Raw genomic sequence first — 23,321 nt, forward strand, 5'->3', positions numbered from 1 at the left:
CGTGAAACGAATTTTAAATAGAAAGCTATATTGGTTTGTTTATAAAGAAATGATATAGTTTGTCATTCCGAGGAACGAGGAATCTCCGTTGCAAGATCGACAAAGTTTATTCTTTTGATTACGGAATTACTTGCGGAGATTCCTCGTTCCTCGAATGACAAAATAACCAAAATTTAAAATTCATTGTATGAGAATTATTCAAAAAGAAATTTTATCATTAGAAGAAAAAGAAACTTTACGTGAATTATGGAATAACGAATATCCGGCAAAATTGAATTTGAAAACTATTGAAGATTTTAAATTGTATTTAAACGGACTTTCAAAAACAAAACATTATTTGTTGCTTGACGATTCAGATGAAATTCAGGGTTGGACTTTTACTTTTTTGAGAGAAGACGAAAATTGGTTTGCTATAATTTTAAATAGTGAAATACACGGCAAAGGAAATGGTTCACTTTTGATGAATGAAATAAAAAAGAATAATACTAGTTTGAATGGTTGGGTGATCGATAATAAAAACGAAGTAAAACAAAATGCAACATTGTACAAATCGCCAATTCAGTTTTATGAGAAAAACGGATTTACGATTTGTAAAGACATTAGAATTGAAAATGAAAAACTTTCGGCTGTGAAAATTAATTGGAACGCTGAAAAATTGTAATATAAAAAATAGACCCTAAAAACAGAATTTCTGGTTTTAGGGTTTGCTATGAAATTAAACCAAATACCTATAATTTAAAAAATGGACGTTTTAAACAAAAAACATTTTCTTACTGTAAAAGACCATTCTGTATCTAAAGAAATTTTCGAATTGTATCATGATGAAAATTTAGATATGTTAATTACATCTCCGCAACCCGATTTAGAAAATCTTGGAAAATATTACGAAAGCGAAGATTATATTTCGCACACGGATAACAAACGTTCGTTATTTGAAAAAGCATATCACTTTGTAAAAAATATTGCTTTAAAAAATAAACTGAATTTGATCAATGACGAACAATCTCAAAAAGGAAGAATTTTGGATATTGGTGCCGGAACGGGAGATTTTTTATTAACGGCAAAAAATGATGGTTGGGAAACTGTTGGAGTAGAACCAAGCGACAGGGCAAAAAATATTGCGATCCAAAAAGGAATTTCTTTTGTGAACGAAATTAGCGATCTTGAAAATAATTCTTTTGACGTGATTACAATGTGGCACGTTTTGGAACATGTTCCTAATTTAGAATTACAAATCGAGGAATTGAAGCGTTTATTAAAACCAACTGGAACATTAATTGTTGCGGTTCCAAATTTTAAATCTTACGACGCGCAACATTACAAAACTTTTTGGGCAGCTTATGATGTGCCAATTCACTTTTGGCATTTCTCGAAAAAAGCCATTCACTCGCTTTTTGAAAAAGTAGACATGAAGTTAGAAAAAGTGCTTCCAATGAAATTTGATTCTTTTTATGTGAGTTTATTATCTGAAAAATACAAAACCGGAAAAATGAATTACATCAGTGCTTTTTTCGTTGGTTTAAAATCAAATTTAAAAGCGGGCAGTACAAAAGAGTATTCATCGCACATTTATGTCTTAAAAAACAAGTAAAACGCAATTTAAGCGTATTTCTGGCGTTTTTTTATTGTAAGTGAGGAGTAATTATGTCTTTTTTGAGATCGTCTTTCTAATAAAAGCTATGAAAGCCACTTTTGATAGTGGTTTTTTATGCTTTAGGAAGCTTCCATAAATAAAAACAATACCATGAAAAATGCTATTTTTTTGAAATTTTAAGGCTGAATTTTTCTGATTTTAAGTTTTGAAATCGTGAAGATAAAAATTGTTATGAATTTTGATTTTTTCGAAAATTGAATTCTATATTTTTGAAAATACAGTGTTTTTAAAAATGTTGTTACTCTAATTTTTGTTTTTTAAAATTTCAAAAGACAAAATGATTTTTTTGACATTTTTCTGCCGTTTTGAGTTTTAAAAACATCAATTAGGAAAATAGGCATACAAGTTTCTTTTAAGATTAAAAAAACGACTAAAACCTAAAATAGCATGTTTTTGGCATCTTTTTAGGTCAAGTGAAGGTAATTGTTTCTTTTTTGAGAAAGTGTTTGTAATAAAAGCTATGAAAGCCGTTTTTAATAGCGTTGAATTATTGACATTTTTCTTTCCATAAAGAAAAACAATATCATAAAATTCTAGCATTTTTTAAACTTTATGTTGATGCTATTTATTTTTTTATATTTTTGTCTTCAATACATTAAAAAATTAGAAATTCAAAAAATGAAAAAAGCATTAGTAATTATCGCACTTTCAATTTTCGCCGTTTCATGTACTAAAACTGCAGAAGTAAAGGAAGTAAAAACAGCTTACGTAGATACTTCAATTTTAATGAAAGAGTACACTGAAGCAAAAGACCTTGAAGCAAAATACAAAGGGCAAGCTGAAGAAAAAGGAAGACAACTACAAGCCGAGATTACACGTTTTAAACAAGACGCTGCTAATTTTCAAAGTCAGGCACAAGCAAACGGTCAGGCTTGGGCTCAACAAAGAGGTGCTGAATTGCAAAAAAGAGAACAACAATTGGGTTATGCTCAACAAGCTTTGTCTCAACAATTGCAACAGGAAAGTGGTGTTGAAATGGATTCTCTAGTAAGTGGAGTTAAAAAATTCATCAAAGATTACGGTAAGAAAAACGGTTATTCTTATATCTACGGTACTGGTGATGCTGCTTCGATTTTATACGCTGAAGAGAAATATGATATTACAAAAGATATCATTAAAGCTCTGAATGATAAGTATAAATCAAGCCCAAAATCAGAAGAAAAACCGGCAGTAAAAGAAGGAGAAGCTGCTAAAAAATAATACCAAACTAACTAACTAAATTTAAAAACCTAAATCTGTCAAGATTTAGGTTTTTTCTTTTATAAAAATGCGATACTTTTAGTTTTTCAATATACGCCCAATGCAAAACGTTACAGAAGCAGCTGCTTACACCTTACAATTCATCAATCAAACGCAAAAATCGATCTTCCTGACTGGTAAAGCAGGGACAGGAAAAACCACGCTTTTACGCGAGATCATTGCCACAACGCACAAAAATACGGTAGTGGTAGCGCCAACCGGAATTGCGGCACTAAATGCAGGCGGAGTTACGATTCACTCCATGTTTCAATTGCCATTTTCTGCCTTTATTCCGTCTTACGAAGAGGCTTCTCAGTTTACTGAAACGGTGAAATTCGAGAATAAAGAGACCTTGCGCCGACATTTTAAAATGAGCAATGTCAAGCGTAATGTGATCAAAAACATGGAACTTTTGATTATTGATGAAGTCAGTATGCTTCGTGCTGATTTGCTGGATGCTATCGATTTTATGATGCAGACTGTGCGTAAAATTTCACGACCTTTTGGTGGAGTACAGGTGCTTTTTATTGGTGATTTATTGCAATTACCACCCGTAATCAGGGACGAAGAGTGGCGAACTTTACGCAATTATTACAAGGGAAAATTCTTTTTTCATTCGCATGTAATTCAGCAGTTTCCACCATTATATATCGAATTATCAAAGATTTATCGTCAGTCTGATGATGCTTTTATATCCGTTTTGAATAACCTTCGAAACAATCAGATCACGCCTCAGGATATTCAGGTTTTAAACGAATATGTCAAACCTGATTTTGATTTAAAAAACAATCCGGGTTATATCACACTTACTACGCATAATGCTAAAGCAGATTCGATTAACGAACAGGCAATAGGTGATCTAGCCGGAAACGAATTCGCTTATCAGCCCTTTATTGTCGGCGATTTTCCGGAGAAAATTTTTCCGGTCGAAGAAAATCTGAAACTCAAAGTGGGCGCTCAGGTTATGTTTGTTAAAAATGATTTGTCTTTTGAAAAGCGTTATTTCAACGGGAAAATGGGCGTTGTAAAATCACTTTCGGCAGAAGAAATATTCATTCATTTTCCTGAAGAAGATAAAACCATCGAAGTGGAGAAGTACGAATGGAAAAACATTCGATACAAAGTAAACGATCTCACCAAAGAAGTTGAAGAAGAAGTTTTGGGCACGTTTGCGCATTATCCGCTTAAGCTGGCGTGGGCCATAACGGTTCATAAAAGCCAGGGTTTAACTTTCGAGAAAGCTGCGCTCGACGTATCGCAAGTTTTTTTGCCCGGACAGGCATATGTAGCATTATCGCGTTTAACGTCCTTAAATGGACTTATTTTGCTGTCTCCGCTACAAATGAATGGCATTTCTAACGATCAGGATGTTATGGATTATGCTTTAAACAAGGCGACAGAAGAAGTTTTAAAACATTCATTGCACTTTGAAACAAAAAATTTTATTCATAACTATTTGATTAACAGTTTTAATTGGGCTGATTTGGCTCAGGAATGGCGTAATCATCGTTTTAGTTATAATGAAAATGCAGTTGCATCAGAAAAACCAAAACATTCTGTTTGGGCGCATAAACGCTTAGAAACGATTGATTCGCTTATTGATCCTTCGCAGAAATTTGTGCATCAGCTTAATAAAATTTTCAATAAAGAAACGGTCGATTTGTTTTTTGTACAGGAAAGGGTAGTGGCAGCTTATGATTATTTCTTTAAACCAATGGACAAGCTTGTGACGGATCTTTTGAATAAAATGGCCGAAATCCAGAAATTTAAAAAAGTAAAAGAGTTCTACGAAGAGCTTGCTTTTTTGGATGATTTGCAAACCAAAGCCGTTTTGCGCTTAATGAAGGCCAAATTGCTAATAGAAATTGTCGTTGCAGGCCAAACCATCTGTAAAGAGAAATTGTCTTCTACAGCGATTAAAAACTACAAATTAGACAAGGTTGCAAAGATTCGCGAGGATTTTAATATGTCGAATACTGATATTTTTAAATCTGAAGAACCTGTGGTGCGTTATACGGCACGTAAATTAGATAAAAGCACACCAAAGGGCGAAAAGAGAACAACCATCGAAGAAACCCATGATCTGTGGCTGGAGAAAAATTCAATTGAAGATATTGCGCGAATGAGAAAACTGACCGTTCAAACAGTAGAAACGCATTTGGTTAAACTAATTCAGGCCAAAAAAGTCGAGATCTCAGATGTTTTACCGTATGATAAAATCCTGGCTTTGCGTGAAGCTTTTGAGTTTTACCAGGAAGAATCCCTAAGTCCTCTAAAGGAAAAATATGGAGATGAATTTACCTGGGATGAACTTAAAATGTTCAAAGCCAGTATCAATTGATTTCAGATTTTGTAACTTAGAATTTCAGATTTTGATTTTGAAGATTCTAATGAAATTTCAGAATCAACTATAAAAACATTATGTAAAATAGAAATTATGAAAAAGTTACTATACATCCTCTTAATAGGCATTACGGTTCAGAATATGTCAGGGCAGGACTTGAAACCCGAATATCAAAAGTTTGTCAAAAAATTTATTGATAATGTAAAAAATGATAGGAAAGAGGCTGTTGCCGAGGCTATTAAATATCCTTTAAAAAGAGACAATCCAATTCCGTCTATCAAGAATAAAATAGAGTTTGTAAAAAGATATGATGAAATTTTTGATGCTAAACTAAAAGCTGAAATTTCAAAATCGAATGCAGCAAAAGACTGGTCAGAAGTGGGCTGGCGTGGCATAATGCTAAATCAGGGAACTTTATGGATGGATACTAACGGAAAAGTTTTCTCTATAAGTTATCAGTCAAAAGCTGAAAATGATCTTAAAAACAAGTTGATAGCTTCTGAAAAAAACAAACTTCACCCATCGATTGCAAAGTTTACAGCGCCGGAAGTAATTTTAGAAACCTCTAAATTTAGAGTCCGAATTGATGATTTGGGAAATGATAATTATAGATATGCTTCATGGTCAATAAAGCAATCCATGAGCGAAAAACCAGATTTAACTATCACCAACGGGAAATGGTTTCGGGATGGTACTGGAGGAAATAATCATTACGATTTCAAAAAAGGAAATTTTCTTTACCAGTGTTACATTACAGTTTTGGGTACAAAAGATTCAGCACCAGCTAATTTAACCATCTATCAAAACGGAAAAGAAATTCTCAATCAGGACGCTAAAATTGTTCCACGTTAAACAAAAATCCTATTCGTTGCGGCGGGTAGGATTTTTTGTTTCAGATGCATTTGACTTTGCTCAAAGCGAATATAAATTATTTATATTTGATTGTAATTACCAGATTAATAACAAATTAAAAATGTTTTAATATGAAAATAAGAAAGGTGTTTTTAATAGCATTGATTTTTTGCAGCAGTTTTGCTGTTGCCCAGGAATCAAAAATGGAGTATCAGAAATTTGTCAAAAAGTTCATTGATAATGTAAAAAGCGACAACAAAGAAGCTCTTGGCGATTGGGTTGTTTATCCGCTCAAGCGGGATTATCCAATACCAGATGTTGCCAATAAAACCGATTTTATAAAGCGATATGCTGAAATTTTTGATGCAACATTGAAAAATGAAATTATAAAATCGACTCCAGCTAAAGGCTGGAATGATATGGGTTTACGTGGAGTTATGTTAAATCACGGCAGTATCTGGCTGGATATCGACGGACGTTTAACGGCAGTAAATTATCAATCAAAGGCAGAAACCGAACTTAGAAATAAACTTATTGCTTCGCAGAAAAAGATGCTTGATCCCAGTATTGCTTTCTTTCAGACACCAATTTGTATTTTGGAGACGGCTGAATTTAAAATCAGGATTGATAATTTAGGCAATAATAATTACCGTTATGCTTCGTGGTCAATCAAAAAAGAAATGACTCAGAAACCTGATTTAGTGATTAATGGCGGAGAATTTGTTGTAGAAGGAATTGGTGGAAATCATCAGTATGAATTTAAAAAAGACGGTTTTATTTATGAGTGTGCTATCATCGTTTTAGGCGAAAAAAATTCGCCTCCGGCGAGATTACGAATTTATAAGGGCAATAAAGTTACTCTTTCTCAGGATGCTAGAATTGTTTCACGTTAAACAAAAAAATCCTACTTGCGACAAGTAGGATTTTTGTTTTAATATTCAGCTTTTACTTTTTCAAGTTTTTTCTGTTGTTCTATTTTTTTTAATTTAAGTTTTTGAATATCAAGATCATGATCTTTCAACTTTATTTGTTGTTTTTGAAGATCTTCTTCAGAAACAGAACTTGAGTTTATTTTCGATTCGAGTTTCTGTTTGTTAGACTCTAATTTGTTGATTTTTTTTGTTTGTTGATTCAAGATCTTTCTCAGCGTTTTTAAGGTCTTTTTGATGCCTTTCCAGCTTCTTTTGTTCTTTTTTTAATTGCGATTGATCGTTGTCCAGCTTTTTTCGATAATCTTCTGTAGATTTTTGCGCTTCTTTATCTAATTTTTTCTGTGCAATTTTCTGAGATTTTTCAGTTGTGGTTATTTTCTGAGCATAAAATGAATTAGAATTCAGAATAAACAAAAATGCAAAAAGTAATTTTAGCGTGTTTTTCATTGTATTTTGTTCTTTAAAAGTTAAGAACAAAAATAGGATTGTGCCTTTTGAAGTCAGGCCTGATAAGGTTTTTTAAAGATAAAATAAGACAAAAAAAATCCTATCCGCCGCGGCCGATAGGATTTTTTATTATAGTGTTTCGACAAGAATCCAGGCATCTGGATTTTCACCTTTTTGTATTTCTTTTTGTGCTTTTTCGGCTTCGGCCATTGTAGCATAACTTCCGTATAAAACCGGAAATAAACCGTGTTTGTTTTCTCCCAGCATTCGGGCTTTAAAACCGTCTTTGATCAATTGGTTATAAGCTTTTCTTGCATTTTGTTCACTTCTGTAAGCACCAGCCATAATGTGGTATGACATTGCTTTTTCTGCAGCAACTTCTACTTTTGCAGAATCAACAGAAAGTGTTACAGCAGGCAATGGACTTTGGATAAAAAATGTAGCTTCCTGTATTTTGTTTTGTACTTTTTTCTGAACAGCACTTTCTACAATAAGTGTTTTGGTAGCGATTTGATTTTGGTACAAAGGATATCCAATACTTCCCGTAATTCCTAGTCCTAAGACAAGAATTGCAGCATATTTCAGGAATGAATTTGATGATCTTTCCTCGTCATTTTCATATAAGGCAACTGGTTCTCTTTCTTCGATTTCTTTGATCTTTTTCTCGAAGTTTTCCTTTTTTACAATTGGAGAAACAAATGGACTTAGTCCAAAAGAACTTGCCAAATAATTGGTTTGATCGTTTGGTGTAAAAATTATATTTTTCTCAGAATTTAGACGAATTTCACCTATATTTTTTAGGCTGATAACACCATTCTCTTCTAAAGTTTTTTTCCAGCTTACCACTTCAAAAGCAATAGCACTCACTGCAAAACCATAAGATGTTTTTTCAGCATGAGCGATATGATTTGCCAATAGCCCGTCATTGTTTTTCAAGTGGCTATTAAATGAGATCGATTTTTTAGGAGGAAAAAACGAATTTGTGCTTTCATTCAGCTGCGCCGAGTGAATTTCGGTTAAAAATGCTCCAAACCCTGGAACCGTTACACACTGATAACGATACAATAACTGTGCTATATAGTTTTCGATTTTCATAGTAACAAAGTTATGCAACGAATATAGTTATCAAAATTTTATTCACAATTTTTATTAACAATTCGAATAATTTTATAGACAATTAATCTTCAATTAGTTGTGTTTAATTCTTCTTTTTTGGAAAGTGTTGGAATAAATATAATTTTATATTTTTTGAAAGAATTTACTTCTAATTTATATCTTTGGCATTCTTAAAATTAATTTAAGAATTGTTTCATCAAGATATTTTTCGCCGCCATTTAACCGTATTCAATTCATGTCAGATCAAGATTTATTTTATTTATTAGCCTTATTAAAAGTTGAAGGAGTAGGAGATATAATGGCTAAAAAATTACTCGCTCATTGCGGAAATGCCGAAGCAATTTTTTAAACAAAAACAAATCAAATTGCTGCTATTGATGGAGTTGGCCCTGTTTTACTAAATAATTTGAAAGACAAATCGATTTTCGAAAAAGCCAATCGCGAACTTAAATTTATTAATGCAAACCACATAAATGTCTCTTTTTTTTCAGGACGAAAATTATCCGGAACGCCTGAAACATTGTTTCGATTCTCCGGTTTTAATTTTTTCTGCTGAAAATATAAATTTAAAAAGCAAGAAAATAATAAGTATTGTGAGAACACGCCAGATAACCTCCTACGGAATTGAGTTTTGTAAAAAGTTAATCAAAGATTTAGCACCGCTGGATCCTGTTATTGTAAGTGGTTTTGCATATGGAGCTGATATCGTGGCGCACCAATTGGCAATGGATTATAATTTGCAGACTATTGGAGTTTTGGCACATGGTTTAAACCAAATTTATCCAAAAACGCACAAGAAATATGTGGCTGCAATAGAACAAAATGGGGGATTCATTACTGAGTTTTGTAGTACTGCAAATCCGGATAAAGAGAATTTTGGACGCGGAAACAGGATTGTTGCCGGTATGACCGAAGCTACAATTGTGATAGAATCAGCAGATAGAGGAGGTTGGCTTATTACCGCAAACCTTGCCAATGATTATAATCGTGATGTTTTGCCGTTCCTGGCCGGGTTACAGACTAATATAGTCAGGGTTGTATGATCTTATTAAAACTCAAAAAGCAAACGTACCAACAAGCGCTGCTGATTTGATTTATATTTTAAATTGGGATATAGAAAATAAAGGAAAAACGATCCAGAAACAATTGTTTGTAGAACTTGAAGCTGATGAACAAAAAATATATGATTTTTTGCTTAAAAACGGAAAAGAGTTACTGGATATGATCGCGTTACAATGCAATTTTCCAATCTATAAAATCTCGGGATTACTTTTGAATATGGAGCTTAAAGGGGTAATTCGGTCTTTGCCAGGGAAATTATTTGAGGCGATTTAAAAAGTAAAATTTGCCACGAATTATAGCAATCAACACGAATTAATTTCGTGAAAATTAGGGTAATTCGTGGCAGAATAATTTATTTACCAAAACCAAGTACTTCACGAACTTTGGCTAAAACACCATCAGCAATAACAGAAGCTTTTCCGGCTCCTTTTTTCAATAAAGCATCAACTTCGTCAAGATTGTTGATATAGTAATTGTATTTTTCTCTTTCGGTTTTGAATTTTTCTGTAATCAGTTCAAACAAAGCTTGTTTAGCGTGACCGTATCCGTAATTTCCACCCAAATAATTCGCTCTCATTTCGGCGATTTGAGCTTCGGTTGCTAGCAATGAATAAATTGCAAATGCATTACAAGTATCCGGATTTTTAGGATCTTCAAGTGGTGTGCTATCTGTTTCGATGCTCATAACCTGCTTGCGCAATGTTTTGTCATCCAGGAAAATATTGATAATATTATTGGCAGACTTACTCATTTTTCCACCATTTGTTCCGGGAATCAATTTGCTGTCTTCCTGAATTTTAGCTTCAGGAATTACAAATGTTTCGCCCATTTGGTGATTAAAACGAGAAGCGACATCACGAGTAATTTCTAAGTGCTGCAACTGGTCTTTTCCAACGGGCACAAATTCAGCATCATAAAGTAATATATCAGCTGCCATTAACATCGGATAAGAGAACAAACCAGCGTTTACATCATCTAAACGATCTGCTTTGTCTTTGAAAGAATGCGCTAAAGTCAGTCTTTGAAATGGAAAAAAGCAACTTAAATACCAGGTCAATTCAGTAGTTTGGGTTACATCAGATTGTCTGTAAAATGTAACACGATCAATATCTAATCCAAAAGCAAGCCATGCAGCAGCGACACTAAAAGTGTTTTCGCGCAATGTTTTGCCGTCTTTAATCTGTGTAATCGAATGTAAATCAGCGATAAACAAAAAAGATTCGTTTCCGGGATTGTTTGATAATTCGATCGCTGGAATAATTGCTCCCAATAAATTGCCTAAGTGTGGCGTTCCAGTACTCTGAACACCAGTAAGTATTTTTGCCATTCTAGTTTTTTCTTATTACTAAACGCAAAGTTCGTTTTTTTACTGCAAAATACATAAATTTTACCACGCTGTTTTATTTTAATCTCGTAAAGTCGCTAAGCCGCAAAGTTTATTTTCTTTGCGGCTTAGCTACTTTGCGAGAAATATGTTAGCGTTCTTTGCGAAAAAACTTTGTGAACTTTGCGGTAAAAAAACGTACCGCATAATAGCTACACTAGAAATTCTTTTTGTATAATTCATTTCTGTTTTATTACATTTGAAACTATGAAAGGAATTAAAGTTGTTTTTTGGGTTTTGTGGCGCATTTGGTTTTACATTTTGATGGCCATTCCGATATTGATTATGCTGCCGTTTTTGCTTATTTCTATTATATCAGAAAGGGGATACCCCTATTTCTTTAAAATGGCCCGCATTTGGGCTAAATTCATCCTTTTTGGCATGGGTTTTTATTATACGGTGAAGCGCGAGCAGAAACTAGTTAAAGATACCAGCTATATGATCGTAGCCAATCATACTTCGATGACGGATATTATGCTGATGCTGGCTGTGGTGCGTAATCCTTTTGTATTTGTTGGGAAAAAAGAACTTTCGAAAATTCCTTTGTTTGGGTTTTTCTATAAACGAACTTGTATTCTGGTAGACAGAAACTCTTCGAAAAGTAAAAATGAAGTTTTTAAAAGAGCTCAAGACAGGCTTAGTCAGGGACTTAGTATTTGTATTTTTCCGGAAGGCGGAGTTCCTGACGACGAAAGTATTTTGCTGGATGAGTTTAAAGACGGTGCTTTTCGTTTAGCCATTGAACATCAAATTCCCATTGTTCCTATTGTTTTTGCTGATAACAAAGAACGATTCTCCTATACTTTTTTAAGCGGAAGTCCGGGTAAAATGAGAGTGAAAATTCTGCCTTTCGTAGAAACAAAAGAATTGACAAGTGAAAATAGGAAAGCACTTCGTGACGAAGTAAGACAATTGATTTATAAAGGTTTACTTCAGTTTAAGAAAGAAAAGAATAAAGAGGAAAGAGAATAGAAAAAAGAGTAGAGAGAATAGATTATAGATTTAAATAAAAACCCGACAGCTCGTTAAAGTTGCCGGGTTTTCTTTTGAATTAAAATCCCCATTTTATATCAAAAAATACTATCGATGAATTATTTTCTCTGAAATAAAACGCAATACTTTTTTAAATTTCAATTTGGTTTTTTTGCGGTTTTTACTGTACAACACTTCTATTTTCTCTTTCATGGTTAAAAATATTAAGAATTGATAATAAAGAGTTTGCTTTAAACTCAAGTTAACGTCATAATAGTATAGAAAGCAAAAAATAAAAAAGGTTGCGTGAAAACCTGAAACTTCTTAAAAAATCTAATAAAAAACCCGCTAGTATTGAAAACTAACGGATTTTATCGAACAAACAACCAAATTTATTCTGAAAAAAGTTTGAATTGGGTATTATGGCCTAATACCAATCAAATCTTATGTCTGTTTACTAGATGAACTTATCTTAAAATGGTTGCGCAGTTTTTATACTTTTTTTGAAAATAAAAAAACCGACAGATTTTAAAAACCTGTCGGGTTGGTATAAAGTATTATTTATTAAAGCTTTATAGAAATTAAGCGCTTGCTAAATCTTTAATATGGGCTTTAATTTTTACTTCTAATTCATCTGCTAATTCCGGATTATCTTTGATTAAAGATTTTACAGCATCACGACCTTGTCCTAATTTTGTATCTCCGTAGCTAAACCATGATCCTGCTTTTTTAACGATCTCAAATTCAACCGCTAAGTCAAGAATTTCACCAGTTTTAGAAACTCCTTCTCCGTACATAATGTCAAATTCGGCAGTTTTAAAAGGTGGTGCAACTTTGTTTTTTACAATTTTTACTTTAGTTCTGTTTCCTATAACATTCTCACCATCTTTAATTTGAGATGAACGACGAATATCCAAACGAACTGAAGCGTAGAATTTTAAGGCGTTACCACCCGTTGTAGTTTCAGGGTTACCAAACATAACACCAATTTTCTCTCTCAACTGGTTGATGAAGAAAACAGTACAATTTGTTTTGCTGATTGTTCCTGTCAATTTTCTTAAAGCCTGAGACATCAAACGTGCGTGAAGACCCATTTTAGAATCTCCCATTTCACCTTCGATTTCACTTTTTGGAGTCAATGCAGCAACAGAGTCAATTACCACAATATCAATTGCGCCTGAGCGAATTAAGTTCTCAGCAATTTCTAAAGCTTGCTCCCCGTTGTCTGGTTGAGATATGATCAGGTTTTCGATATCTACGCCTAATTTCTCAGCATAATTTCTATCAAAAGCATGTTCAGCATCTATAAAAGCAGCAATTCCGCCGGCTTTTTGAGCTTCAGCAATTGCATGTAACGTTAAAGTGGTCTTTCCAGAAGATTCCGGACCGTAAATTTCTATAATTCTTCCTCTAGGGTAACCATTAACTCCAAGAGCTAAATCAACACCAAGAGAACCTGAAGAAATAGTTTCAACCTCTACAATGGCTTTATCGCCCATTTTCATTACGGTTCCTTTTCCGTATGTTTTATCTAATTTGTCAAGCGTAAGTTGTAGCGCTTTTAATTTGGCTTCTTTCTCTGAACTCATCTCTTTTTTTTCTTTTTCTTTCATGTAAATTTTTATAATTCATTCTCAAAAACAAACCAGAAATGATAACTTACTGATTTAGATTTGTATCAGGCTTGTATTTTGTAAAATTAGTTCTTTTTTTTGAAGTTTGATTCTCTCAAATTGTTCCAAATTGTCACAAATTTCACTATAAAAATAAAGCCTTTAATTCTGTAGCTTCAGAAGGTTTTATTTTCCCGGCCAATAGTAAACTCAATTGTTTACGACGCAAAGCAGCATCAAAACGTTGTATTTCAAGCTCAGTTTGGGGTGCAATTGGCGGAACTTCAACAGGTCTTCCGCTATCATCCACTGCAACAAAAGTATAAATGGCTTCGTTGGCTTTGGTTCTGCTTCCGGATTCACGGTCTTCTACCCAAACATCTATAAAAACTTCCATAGAACTTTTAAAAGATCTGGAAACTTTTGCTTCTATTGTCACTACGGCTCCAAGGGGAATAGCCCTGTTGAAAGCAACGTGATTTACTGATGCCGTTACTACAATGCGGCGTGAATGTCTGCGGGCTGCAATACTTGCTGCACGATCCATACGGGCCAATAGTTCACCTCCAAAAAGGTTATTTAAAGGATTTGTTTCGCTCGGTAAAACTAAATCGGTTAATATAGTTAAGGATTCTGAAGGGTGTTTGGGATTCATTTTTTTAATATAAAATTTTTATTTACTGTCCGGATAAAGCGAACAAATTTATTTTTTTGACACTCCCGATAGTTATCGGGATTCTGTTGCACATTTTAATTCAACCAATATACAGCCATTACGGCCGGAATAAAATAAATTACAATGGTTCTCGCACCGTCATAATCTTTGGCTAATCTTTGCCCAAAAAGCATCATTAACAAACAAATACAGGAAAATATTGCGCCATAAAAACCAAATTCGCGACCACTATTTGTTAACAATTGTATGGCACCAACTACACATAAAATTCCGGAAATTAATTCAAGAATTAAAAGATGAAGCAAAGCCAGAGGCACTTGGTTTTTTAATGGTGTTTTGGCAAAGTGTCCTTTGAGCCATTCGACATTATCTTTCCAATAAAATATTTTTTCATATCCTGATTGTAAGAAGGTTAAGGCTAAAAAAGCTAATAGTAAAATGGAGGCAACATTATTCATTTGAAAACTATTTTTTATGAATTAAACGAGTCAGTTTTATAGATAAATCAGTTAAAATTATTTTTGCATTTCCATTTCTTTCAATGTGGTACATAGCATCTGAAAGTTCTTTGAAAATTTCATGAATGTTATTTCCGTTTACAAATGGGGCAAAATTTTCTAATTTGAATTTATCGACTTTTGGTTCAATATAAACCAAAGTTGGAGCCTGATAATTAAGCAAAAGTGCCTGACGAAACATTTCGATACAAAACTGAATGAATTTTTTCTGGCTTTCACGTCCAAGAGCTGCAATTTCTTCGCTCCAGGATATTAAATCCTGAATGGTGGCTGCATTTCCTTTTGCCCTAAAAGCGGCACGGACCCAGTTGACAAACCATTGCTCAAAAGGATATTCTGAATCATCTTGTTTTAAAAGATGTAAAGCTTTGCTGAAATTTCCTTGTGCCTGGTGCGCAATTTTAAAAGCTGTTTTTTCGTCGATATTTTCTTTTGAAATTAAAGCTTCGGCAATCACTTTTTCGGGTAATCCGTTAAAGTGAATTACCTGACAGCGAGAGCGTATAGTTTGAATAATATCTTCTTCGTTTTCAGAAATCAGAATAAAAATAGTTTTATCCGAAGGTTCTTCCAATAGTTTTAAAAGCTTATTAGATGCAGCGATATTCATTTTATCAGCCATCCAAATAATCATGATCTTATAACCGCCTTCGTAGGATTTTAACGAAAGTGATTTTAAAACCTCTGTTGCATCTTCAACACGTATTTCTCCTTGTTTATTCTGAACGCCCAAAATTTTATACCAGTCAAATAAACCTCCATAAGGCATTTCCTGAATAAAAGTGCGCCAATCCTGAATAAAGTCTAAGCTTTTTGGTTTGGTTTTAACATCTTCGGTAGTGACCGTTGGATAAATAAAATGCAAATCGGGATGCGAAATGTTTTGAAACTTCAAATTGCAGGAATCATTTCCGTTTGAATTTTCGTTTCCTGTATTACTGCACAAAATATATTGCGCATAAGCGATGGCCGTTGATAGTGTGCCGCTTCCTTCTGGCCCAATGAATAATTGTGCGTGCGGAATTCTTCCGGAAGCTGCACTTTTTATCAAGTGACTTTTGATGTAATCTTGACCTAAAATTTGAGAAAATTGCATGAAGCAAAGATAGAAGAAAATGATGTAGTCAAAAATTTTCGTTCAAAACTTTCTGTCCTGCTTTTTATTTATGTTGTATAAAAACTTTTTCGCATAATTTTTTGAAGTTTGTTAACGAACTTTTGTTAATAACGAGGATAAATCGAGTAGATATCAGTGCTTTTTTGTTAATAGTTTTTTAGGAAAAATGCTAAACGTAAGGTTTTTTTGGTTATAATTTTAAGTGATTTTGTTTTTTTTATGTGTAATATCTTACGGTTTTAATTTTAACAAATTTAACAAAAAGCCCGTTAAAACGCACATTTTCCCGACATAAGGCTGATTTTTAAGGTTTTTTTAAGGTTTTTTTTTGAAAAAAGAAATCAATAAAGTTGCAATTTAAGTTAATTTACATATTTTTGTTTGCATCAACAACCCATTATAATAAGAATCTATGAAAGGGAAAATTATTTTATTTAGTACACTTTTTTTAATGACAACTGGTGCTATTTCAGCCCAGGCTAAAAATGCTCCAAGAAGTATAATTAGTACAACAGCTCTTATTCGCAAATACCATGATCAAAAAGAATTGAGCGGTATGCAAAAAGGAGAACTTTTGGAACTATACATTGAGCGTATTAAAGTTTTAGTAAAAACTCTCCCTTACATTGCTTTGGTTACAAAACCGGGTGTTACAATGGCAGACTTAGGTATTCCGGACGATAACGAACACAAAAAGGTTTTAGATGCTCAGGCTGTTGGTACAACTACTTTTTTAGATACAACAGTAGAATTTCAAAGAAAAATGATGCCGTATTCTGATAAAGGAAACCTTATTGCAGCAATTTTATTTTACGAAAGCACATTGAAATCTTTACACGAGTTCAACGAATTGAACGAAATGTAATATTATATACTATTTTTTAAAACCTTTTTTGAAGTGTTTGCGTAGATGAGTTAAATTTTTTGCGCCATTTTGAAAAAAGAAATAAAAAACAACTCGTTCTCGATGTGTTCTGACTACTATCAGAAAACTCGGGATGAGTTTTTATCATTTACGCATACGCATACCGCATACCCAAATTTATTATTAACCGTAATACCCCCTTATCATGAAAAAAATTACTCAAATGATCTGCGTTCTTTTGACAGTTACTAGTATGAGTGCTCAACAAGAAAAAGGAATTATGGGCTACAACAATTGGTTGAACAACTGGACCGAATTTAAGCCTCACAAAGTAGAATATGGAGAAGCAAATCAAATTTTAGCAGGAAACATTTCTGTTAATACAAAATTGCTGAAGAGGAATATTTATGTTTTGCAAGGCAATGTTTATGTAACAAATAATGCTGTTTTAACGATTGAACCAGGAACTTTGATTATTGGTGATTTCGAAACAAAAGGAACATTGGTAGTTACAAAAGGTGCACAACTTGTTGCAGATGGTTTAGAGACAGATCCAATTGTATTTACTTCAAACCGCAGCCAGAAAAAAGCTGGTGACTGGGGTGGAGTTGTAATTCTTGGAGATGCTCCAATTAATAAATTTGGTAACGTAGGTTCTTACAACATGGATCTTGATCCAACTCTTACTACTTACGGAGGAGATAATGCAGCTTCAAACTCTGGAATCTTAAGATTTGTGAGAATCGAATTTGCAGGTAAAAAAGTAAAAGGAGTAGATACTTTCAACGGTTTAACTTTAGCTGGTGTTGGTAGCAAAACTGTTCTTGAAAACATTATGGTAAGCTACGCAGGAGGAGATTCTTTTGGAATCCTGGGCGGAGATATAAATGCTACAAAATTTGTTTCTTATAAATCAATCAACGACGATTTTAAATTTTCTCAAGGTGTACAATGTCGTTTCTATAACTCATTGGCAGTTAGATCTTCTTACTTCTCAAGTACTAAAGACGGATCTCGTTGCATGGAAGTAAAATCTTACGAAAAGAAAAGTGAAACAGATTTTACTAAAAAACAAACTTTAGTTGTTGCAACTAATATTACAATGCTTAATGACAGTGAAAACATTAAAGCTGATATTCAGGCAGGTTTAGTAAAAGAAGCTGTGTATGTGGCTGAAAACGCTTCTCTTGAAATGAAAAGAAGTGTGATCTCTGGATTTAATCCTGCAGTATTATTAGACAGCAAAACAGAAATCAATGACGCCAACCTTAAAAAAATCAAATTTGAGGAAATGTATTTCAACCTATGTAACGGAAACATCTTTACAGAATACAATTCTAACAACGAAGATTTAGAGAGCTGGTATGGAAACAGTGTGTTCTTTAACGTTTACTCTCAAAGTGATAACAAAGAAACATTCATTGATATTTCTAATCCTAAAAAGCCAGATTTCAGATTACAATTAGGAAAAATTACAGCTTCAAGCGGCAATAGATAATAGACTTAGATTTTTATTTCAAAGCGTAAATTTTATTAATAAAGTCCCCAGACACAATTTATGTATTCGTCTTAAACCGGACCAAATAAAGATCAAAACATAATGGCTCAATCTAGAAAAAAATATTTTTTAAATATAATATTTTTGGTTTCACCTATTACGTTAAGTCTATATGCACAAAGTTCAATGGAAAAGCCTACAACTTCTATTGCTACTGTTTGCAGTATGACTGCGTCACATAACCAAAATAACGATAAGTCTGATATCAAAAATATCGGCAAATTAGAGATTTCTAATCAGTTTATAGCAGGGCTATCCATCCCCAAGGATAGCCTTCCTATTGCAGTTGATTCGAATGATCAGACTACTTTAAAATGTGAAGATAATTCATCACTGGCAGCTTCTTATTCACTTCTTGCAAAAGATATTATTGAGAACTACCGATATGATTTTTCTGAAACATTTATTGATATCTTGTTTTTTGAGAATATAGATTTGGCAAGAAAACGCACTATATGATTCGAAAAATTACTTTATCTTTTTTTAACGTTTTTCTATTATTTGGTATGATTATTTTTACCGGATCAAGTTCTTATGCACAGGTTAAATCGATAAATCCACAGGTTTTAGATTTTGACAGGATATGTGCCGGACCTGGTGGTAATCAATATACTGCAAAATTTACTTATAGCGGATTTCCCGCAGGGACAGTTTTTGTTGTTGAACTTTCAACCAATAATTTTACTACTATAATTACTGCCAACACAGTATCGGCTTCAGATCCTGCGGTAAATCAAAAGGAAATACTTTTTTCTGTTCCTAATGATCTTCCAGGATCTGATACTTATAGCCTTAGAGTTTCTGCGGCTGGTTTTTCAAGTACCAAGTTTGTTTCTTTTGGTTTAAAAACTTCTTTTCCAATTTATTACAGGGCACATGACAGGCAGTTTACCATAAATAATTTTAGTGGTAATGCAGCATTTTGTTCAGGTGGTAGTTATGTCCTGACAATTGATCCAGATTCAACTGATCCTGTAAACGATTCACCCTTAAAATATAAATTTTTAAACTATAACTGGTATAGAGATAATGGTGCAACTGCACTGCCAACTCTTGTTGCTGGTGCTTCAGGAGCAAGTTATACTGTAACTACTCCGGGAGTTTATTATGTAGAAACAAATTACGGAACCTGTACTTCTGAATCCTACTCCAATCGTGTAACTGTTACATCAGCAGGTGGTGGTTCAGACGTTACAATCAGTTCAAGTTTAGGAAATCCTTTTTGTCCAAGTACTGATGGGACAATTTTAACAGCCACAAGTGGTAATAAGTATACATGGAAAAAAGACGGTGCTGCATTTGGTGGTAATACCCGTACTGTTAAAGCAACAGATTCCGGTATTTATACTGTGGAAGTTGACTTTGGCGGTTGTGTTGCAAGCGGATCAATTGACCTTAAAAGTAATAGTTTTAATGCCAGTATCGATGTTGCTGATGAGTTTCAACTTGAAGAAGGAGAAACTTTAAACGTTAGCGTTACAACAGATGCTACAAGTCCAACTTACGAATGGTATTTAAATAATAATCTTATTTCGGGAGCTACATCAGGTAGTTATCTGGTAGCCGCTATTGGTATTTATAAAGTGAGAATTTCGCAATCTTCGGGATGTATATCTTCTAAAGAATTTATTTTCAAAGCCAAAGGAAAAGCAGGTCCTTCTTCAGTTATTCCAAACATAATTAGTTTGAGCGGTGCTAGCCCTTATTGGAATATCCCGGATGAATATAAAAATGCAAATACCAAGGTTATGATTATAAGTTCGAATGGCGATATGGTTCTTGATGTTAGCAATTATCAGGGAGATTGGCCTCAGACTTCAATAGATTTTAAAAATGTAAATCCAGTTTATTACTATGTCATTAAAGGCGACTCAGGTGAGAAAAAAGGATCAATAACTGTGATAAGATAATATGAAGAAAATTTTACTATTCATCACTTTATTTTACGGTTTTTCAAATACACTCTATTCCCAGGACAAACCTGAGAATGGAGTTGTTTCGTTTTCATTACCTATCAGAAATTCTTTAAAATTTAATAGATATTTAATCAACCCAACATTTAGTTTTGTTCGCGAAACAAATGCATACGCAAGCTTTTATAATAAAAGACAATGGGTGCAGTTTGAAGATGCACCAAATACTTATCTGGCCAATTATTCAGGTCGCTTTAGAGAAAATGAAGCATTTGCTTTTGGCTTATTCCAGCAAAATTATGGTTTAATGACCGTTTTTGGCGGAATAGGAAACTTCGCACACAACATTGTTTTAGAGCAGGACAGTAACTTGACTTTTGGTATGAACGTTGGCGTATATCAAAGTGGTTTAAACAAAGGAAAAATCATATCTGATGATCCAAATCTTTTAAATTTAGATTACCCTTCAAATACATTACTTACAGTTAATCCTGGTATCAACTATGGTACTGCATTTCTTGATTTTGGAGTTTCTGTAAACAATCTGATTCTTTACAATTTTGGTTCAGGAATCGTAAAAGATGATCCGGAAAGAGCGATCGAACTACATGCTATGTACACTGGTTATCTTGATAGTTATGGATTTTTTGACAGAAGTAAATTCTCAGGAATTGTAAAAACAGAAATCAAACAAGAAAAAACAATAATTTCAGGACTTGCCATGATTGCCATTCCGCAAGGAGTTTGGGCACAGGCAGGTTACAATACTTTGTATGGAATTTCAGCAGGTTTAGGAATTAATATTTCGCCAAGTATTGCTATCGAATACAACTACGAGAGAGGAATGGGGAATTTTACAAATCTTGGAGGTTCTCATGAATTTGCTATTGCTTATAAATTCAAAAATAAAAACTATTACTATGGTGATGATGAAGAAGGTTCTTTAATAGATCCTTCGAAACCAAAAGCAGTAATGGCTAAAAAAACGACTACTCCGGTAACGAGAGTAAGTGGTGCTGAAACAGCAAAACTAGCTGCCGAAGCTAAGGCTAAAGCCGATGCTGAAGCACTTAAAGTAAGATTGGCTGCGGCCGAGAAAGTGAAGGCTGATGCCGAAGCTGCTGCAAAAGCAAAACTAGAAGCCGATAATAAAGCTAAGGCTGATGCTGAAGCATTAAAAATAAAACTAGCTGCAGATGCTAAAGCAAAAGCTGATGCAACAAGAGCACAAACTGCAACAACAAACAAAGCAGTTGCGACAGAACAAAAAACACAAGCACAATTAACTGCAGACAAAGCGAGAGCTGATGCTGAAGCACGCAGAATAAAATTAGCTGCAGATAATAAAGCGCGAGTAGATGCTGCTGCTGCTGCGAGAGCTCAAGCAATTGCAAAAAAACCTAGCGCAACAACAACTCAAAAGACTCAGGCACAATTAGCAGCTGATAAAGCAAAAGCTGATGCCGAAGCATTGAGAACTAAATTGGCTGCAGATAAAGCGAAAGCCGATGCCGCAGCAGCTGCAAAATCAAAAGCTGCAACAACTGCTGCACCACAAAAAACACAAGCAGAATTAGCCGCTGATAAAGCGAGAGCTGATGCAGAAGCATTGAAAATTAAGCTGGCTGGAGATGCAAAAGCTAAAGCCGATGCCGAAGCGGCTGCAAAAGCAAAATTAGAAGCTGATAATAAAGCAAAGGCTGATGCCGAAGCTTTAAAAATAAAATTAGCTGCCGATGCTAAAGCAAAAGCAGATGCTGCCGAAGCTAAACGTAAAGCAGATGCCAAAGCAAAAGCTGAAGCTGCAGATTTACAATCGATTTTAGCTGCAGATGCTAAAGCAAAAGCCGATTCAGATGCTTATCAGGCAAGATTAGCTGCTGAAGCAAAAGCTGCTGCTGCTGCTGCTGTAAAAACCAAAGCAAGTATTGATGCTGCTAACAAAGCTAAACTAGCTGCTGATGCCAAAGCAAAAGCTGCTGAAGATGCTGCATTAAAAGAAAAATTAGCTGCCGATGCCAAAGCGAAAGCAGATGCAGAAGCAAGAGCTGCAAGAATAGCTGCAGAAGCAAAAGCGAAGGCTGATGCTGAAGCTGCTGCCAGAGCAAAATTAGAAGCCGATGCTAAAGCGAAAGCCGATGCGGAAGCATTGAAAATAAAATTAGAAGCTGATGCCAAAGCCAAAGCGGATGCAGAAGCATTAAAGGCAAAACTAGCTTCAGATGCTAAAGCCAAAGCGGATGCAGACGCATTACAGGCTAAACTAATCGCTGATGCGAAAGCCAAAGTTGATGCAGAAGCATTACAGGCAAAATTAGCTGCTGATGCAAAAGCAAAAGCAGATGCGGAAGCACTTCAGGCAAAACTAGCTGCGGATGCAAAAGCAAAAGCAGATGCGGAAGCGCTTCAGGCAAAATTAGCTGCTGATGCAAAAGCAAAAGCTGATATGGAGGCATTACAGGCAAAATTAATTGCCGATGCCCGAGTTAAAGCTGATGCAGAAGCAACTGCTAAAGCGAAAGCGGATGCCGAAGCGAAAAAATTACAAGAAGCAGAAGAGGCACGTCTGGCAAAATTAGCCGCAGACGAGAAAGCGAAGGCTGATGCAGAAGCTGCTGCCAAAGCTAAATTAGAAGCCGATGCTAAAGCGAAAGCCGATGTATTACAAGCAAAACTTGCTGCCGATGCTAAAGCCAACGCCGATGCCGAAGCATTACAAGCAAAACTTGCTGCTGATGCTAAAGCGAAAGCCGATGCAGAAGCTCTTCAGGCAAAATTAGCTGCCGATGCTAAAGCCAAAGCTGATGCCGAAGCATTACAAGCAAAACTTGCTGCCGATGCTAAAGCGAAAGCCGATGCAGAAGCTCTTCAGGCAAAATTAGCTGCCGATGCTAAAGCCAAAGCTGATGCAGCAGCACTACAAGCTAAATTAGCTGCCGATGCTAAAGCGAAAGCCGATGCAGAAGCTCTTCAGGCAAAATTAGCTGCCGATGCTAAAGCCAAAGCTGATGCAGCAGCACTACAAGCTAAATTAGCTGCCGATGCTAAAGCGAAAGCCG

The 23,321-nt window shown here is 34.5% G+C and carries 19 protein-coding genes and 1 pseudogene; 13 read left to right on the forward strand and 7 right to left on the reverse strand.

Going from position 1 to position 23,321, the window contains the following annotated elements; all coding sequences use genetic code 11:
* Positions 1–187 precede the first annotated feature (187 nt).
* The 6 genes from GIY83_RS19885 (at position 188) to GIY83_RS19910 (ending at position 6,982) form a co-directional block, all read left to right on the forward strand.
* Positions 188–661 carry a GNAT family N-acetyltransferase gene (locus tag GIY83_RS19885; protein WP_194614987.1) on the forward strand — a complete coding sequence of 158 codons (474 nt, stop codon included), beginning with the start codon at positions 188–190 and terminating at the stop codon, positions 659–661.
* Between the two features lie 81 nt (positions 662–742).
* On the forward strand, positions 743–1,591 hold the full coding sequence (locus GIY83_RS19890) for a bifunctional 2-polyprenyl-6-hydroxyphenol methylase/3-demethylubiquinol 3-O-methyltransferase UbiG (protein WP_194614986.1): 849 nt from the start codon (positions 743–745) through the stop codon (positions 1,589–1,591).
* A gap of 681 nt (positions 1,592–2,272) precedes the next feature.
* Positions 2,273–2,854, forward strand: coding sequence for an OmpH family outer membrane protein (locus GIY83_RS19895; RefSeq protein WP_065452018.1), 582 nt, complete (start codon positions 2,273–2,275; stop codon positions 2,852–2,854).
* Positions 2,855–2,954: 100 nt separating this feature from the next.
* Positions 2,955–5,234 (forward strand): helix-turn-helix domain-containing protein, encoded by a 2,280-nt coding sequence (locus GIY83_RS19900; RefSeq protein WP_208683068.1) that lies wholly within the window; start codon positions 2,955–2,957, stop codon positions 5,232–5,234.
* Positions 5,235–5,330: 96 nt separating this feature from the next.
* Positions 5,331–6,089 (forward strand): hypothetical protein, encoded by a 759-nt coding sequence (locus GIY83_RS19905; protein WP_229029142.1) that lies wholly within the window; start codon positions 5,331–5,333, stop codon positions 6,087–6,089.
* A gap of 131 nt (positions 6,090–6,220) precedes the next feature.
* Positions 6,221–6,982, forward strand: a complete 762-nt coding sequence (locus tag GIY83_RS19910) for a hypothetical protein (protein WP_208683070.1) — start codon at positions 6,221–6,223, stop codon at positions 6,980–6,982.
* Between the two features lie 201 nt (positions 6,983–7,183).
* Here the strand turns inward: GIY83_RS19910 and GIY83_RS19915 are convergent, their stop codons facing one another.
* A complete protein-coding gene (locus tag GIY83_RS19915; protein ID WP_208683072.1) occupies positions 7,184–7,468 on the reverse strand; it encodes a hypothetical protein in 285 nt (94 codons plus the stop codon).
* Positions 7,469–7,597: 129 nt separating this feature from the next.
* A complete protein-coding gene (locus GIY83_RS19920) occupies positions 7,598–8,563 on the reverse strand; it encodes an SPOR domain-containing protein (RefSeq protein ID WP_194614982.1) in 966 nt (321 codons plus the stop codon).
* Positions 8,564–8,819: 256 nt separating this feature from the next.
* Here GIY83_RS19920 and GIY83_RS19925 point away from each other — a divergent pair.
* Positions 8,820–9,919 (forward strand): annotated as a pseudogene (locus tag GIY83_RS19925) (DNA-processing protein DprA).
* A 79-nt stretch (positions 9,920–9,998) separates the two neighbouring features.
* Here GIY83_RS19925 and trpS read toward each other — a convergent pair.
* The gene (gene trpS / locus GIY83_RS19930; protein WP_194614981.1) at positions 9,999–10,973 is read right to left on the reverse strand and encodes a tryptophan--tRNA ligase; all 975 of its coding nucleotides are present in this window, start codon (positions 10,971–10,973) and stop codon (positions 9,999–10,001) included.
* Between the two features lie 264 nt (positions 10,974–11,237).
* On the opposite strand from trpS, the gene GIY83_RS19935 reads away from it, so the two are divergent.
* Positions 11,238–12,002: a 1-acyl-sn-glycerol-3-phosphate acyltransferase gene (locus tag GIY83_RS19935; protein WP_208683073.1), complete on the forward strand. Its 765-nt coding sequence runs from the start codon at positions 11,238–11,240 to the stop codon at positions 12,000–12,002.
* 581 nt (positions 12,003–12,583) lie between these two features.
* On the opposite strand, the gene recA is transcribed toward GIY83_RS19935, so the two are convergent.
* The 4 genes from recA to GIY83_RS19955 all read right to left on the reverse strand — a co-directional run bounded on the left by recA (position 12,584) and on the right by GIY83_RS19955 (position 15,905).
* Positions 12,584–13,591 carry a recombinase RecA gene (gene recA, locus GIY83_RS19940; protein WP_194615282.1) on the reverse strand — a complete coding sequence of 336 codons (1,008 nt, stop codon included), beginning with the start codon at positions 13,589–13,591 and terminating at the stop codon, positions 12,584–12,586.
* Between the two features lie 169 nt (positions 13,592–13,760).
* Positions 13,761–14,270: an acyl-CoA thioesterase gene (locus GIY83_RS19945; protein WP_194614979.1), complete on the reverse strand. Its 510-nt coding sequence runs from the start codon at positions 14,268–14,270 to the stop codon at positions 13,761–13,763.
* Between the two features lie 95 nt (positions 14,271–14,365).
* The gene (locus GIY83_RS19950; protein ID WP_194614978.1) at positions 14,366–14,749 is read right to left on the reverse strand and encodes a DoxX family membrane protein; all 384 of its coding nucleotides are present in this window, start codon (positions 14,747–14,749) and stop codon (positions 14,366–14,368) included.
* A gap of 7 nt (positions 14,750–14,756) precedes the next feature.
* On the reverse strand, positions 14,757–15,905 hold the full coding sequence (locus tag GIY83_RS19955) for a DNA polymerase III subunit delta' (RefSeq protein ID WP_208683074.1): 1,149 nt from the start codon (positions 15,903–15,905) through the stop codon (positions 14,757–14,759).
* Positions 15,906–16,338: 433 nt separating this feature from the next.
* Here GIY83_RS19955 and GIY83_RS19960 point away from each other — a divergent pair, with 433 nt between their 5' ends.
* From GIY83_RS19960 to GIY83_RS19980, 5 genes are all read left to right on the forward strand, one after another.
* A complete protein-coding gene (locus tag GIY83_RS19960) occupies positions 16,339–16,791 on the forward strand; it encodes a hypothetical protein (RefSeq protein ID WP_173968972.1) in 453 nt (150 codons plus the stop codon).
* A gap of 205 nt (positions 16,792–16,996) precedes the next feature.
* Positions 16,997–18,289, forward strand: a complete 1,293-nt coding sequence (locus tag GIY83_RS19965) for a hypothetical protein (RefSeq protein WP_194614976.1) — start codon at positions 16,997–16,999, stop codon at positions 18,287–18,289.
* 102 nt (positions 18,290–18,391) lie between these two features.
* Positions 18,392–18,808 (forward strand): hypothetical protein, encoded by a 417-nt coding sequence (locus tag GIY83_RS19970; protein WP_208683076.1) that lies wholly within the window; start codon positions 18,392–18,394, stop codon positions 18,806–18,808.
* On the forward strand, positions 18,805–20,259 hold the full coding sequence (gene sprC / locus GIY83_RS19975; RefSeq protein WP_208683077.1) for a gliding motility protein SprC: 1,455 nt from the start codon (positions 18,805–18,807) through the stop codon (positions 20,257–20,259). The genes GIY83_RS19970 and sprC overlap by 4 nt, the downstream gene beginning before the upstream one ends.
* 1 nt (position 20,260) lies before the next feature.
* Positions 20,261–23,321 (forward strand): type IX secretion system membrane protein PorP/SprF (locus tag GIY83_RS19980; RefSeq protein WP_229029143.1); only part of this gene is annotated, 3,061 nt, incomplete at its 3' end.

The organism is Flavobacterium sp. SLB02, assembly GCF_009664855.1.
In the GTDB taxonomy this organism is placed as follows: domain Bacteria; phylum Bacteroidota; class Bacteroidia; order Flavobacteriales; family Flavobacteriaceae; genus Flavobacterium.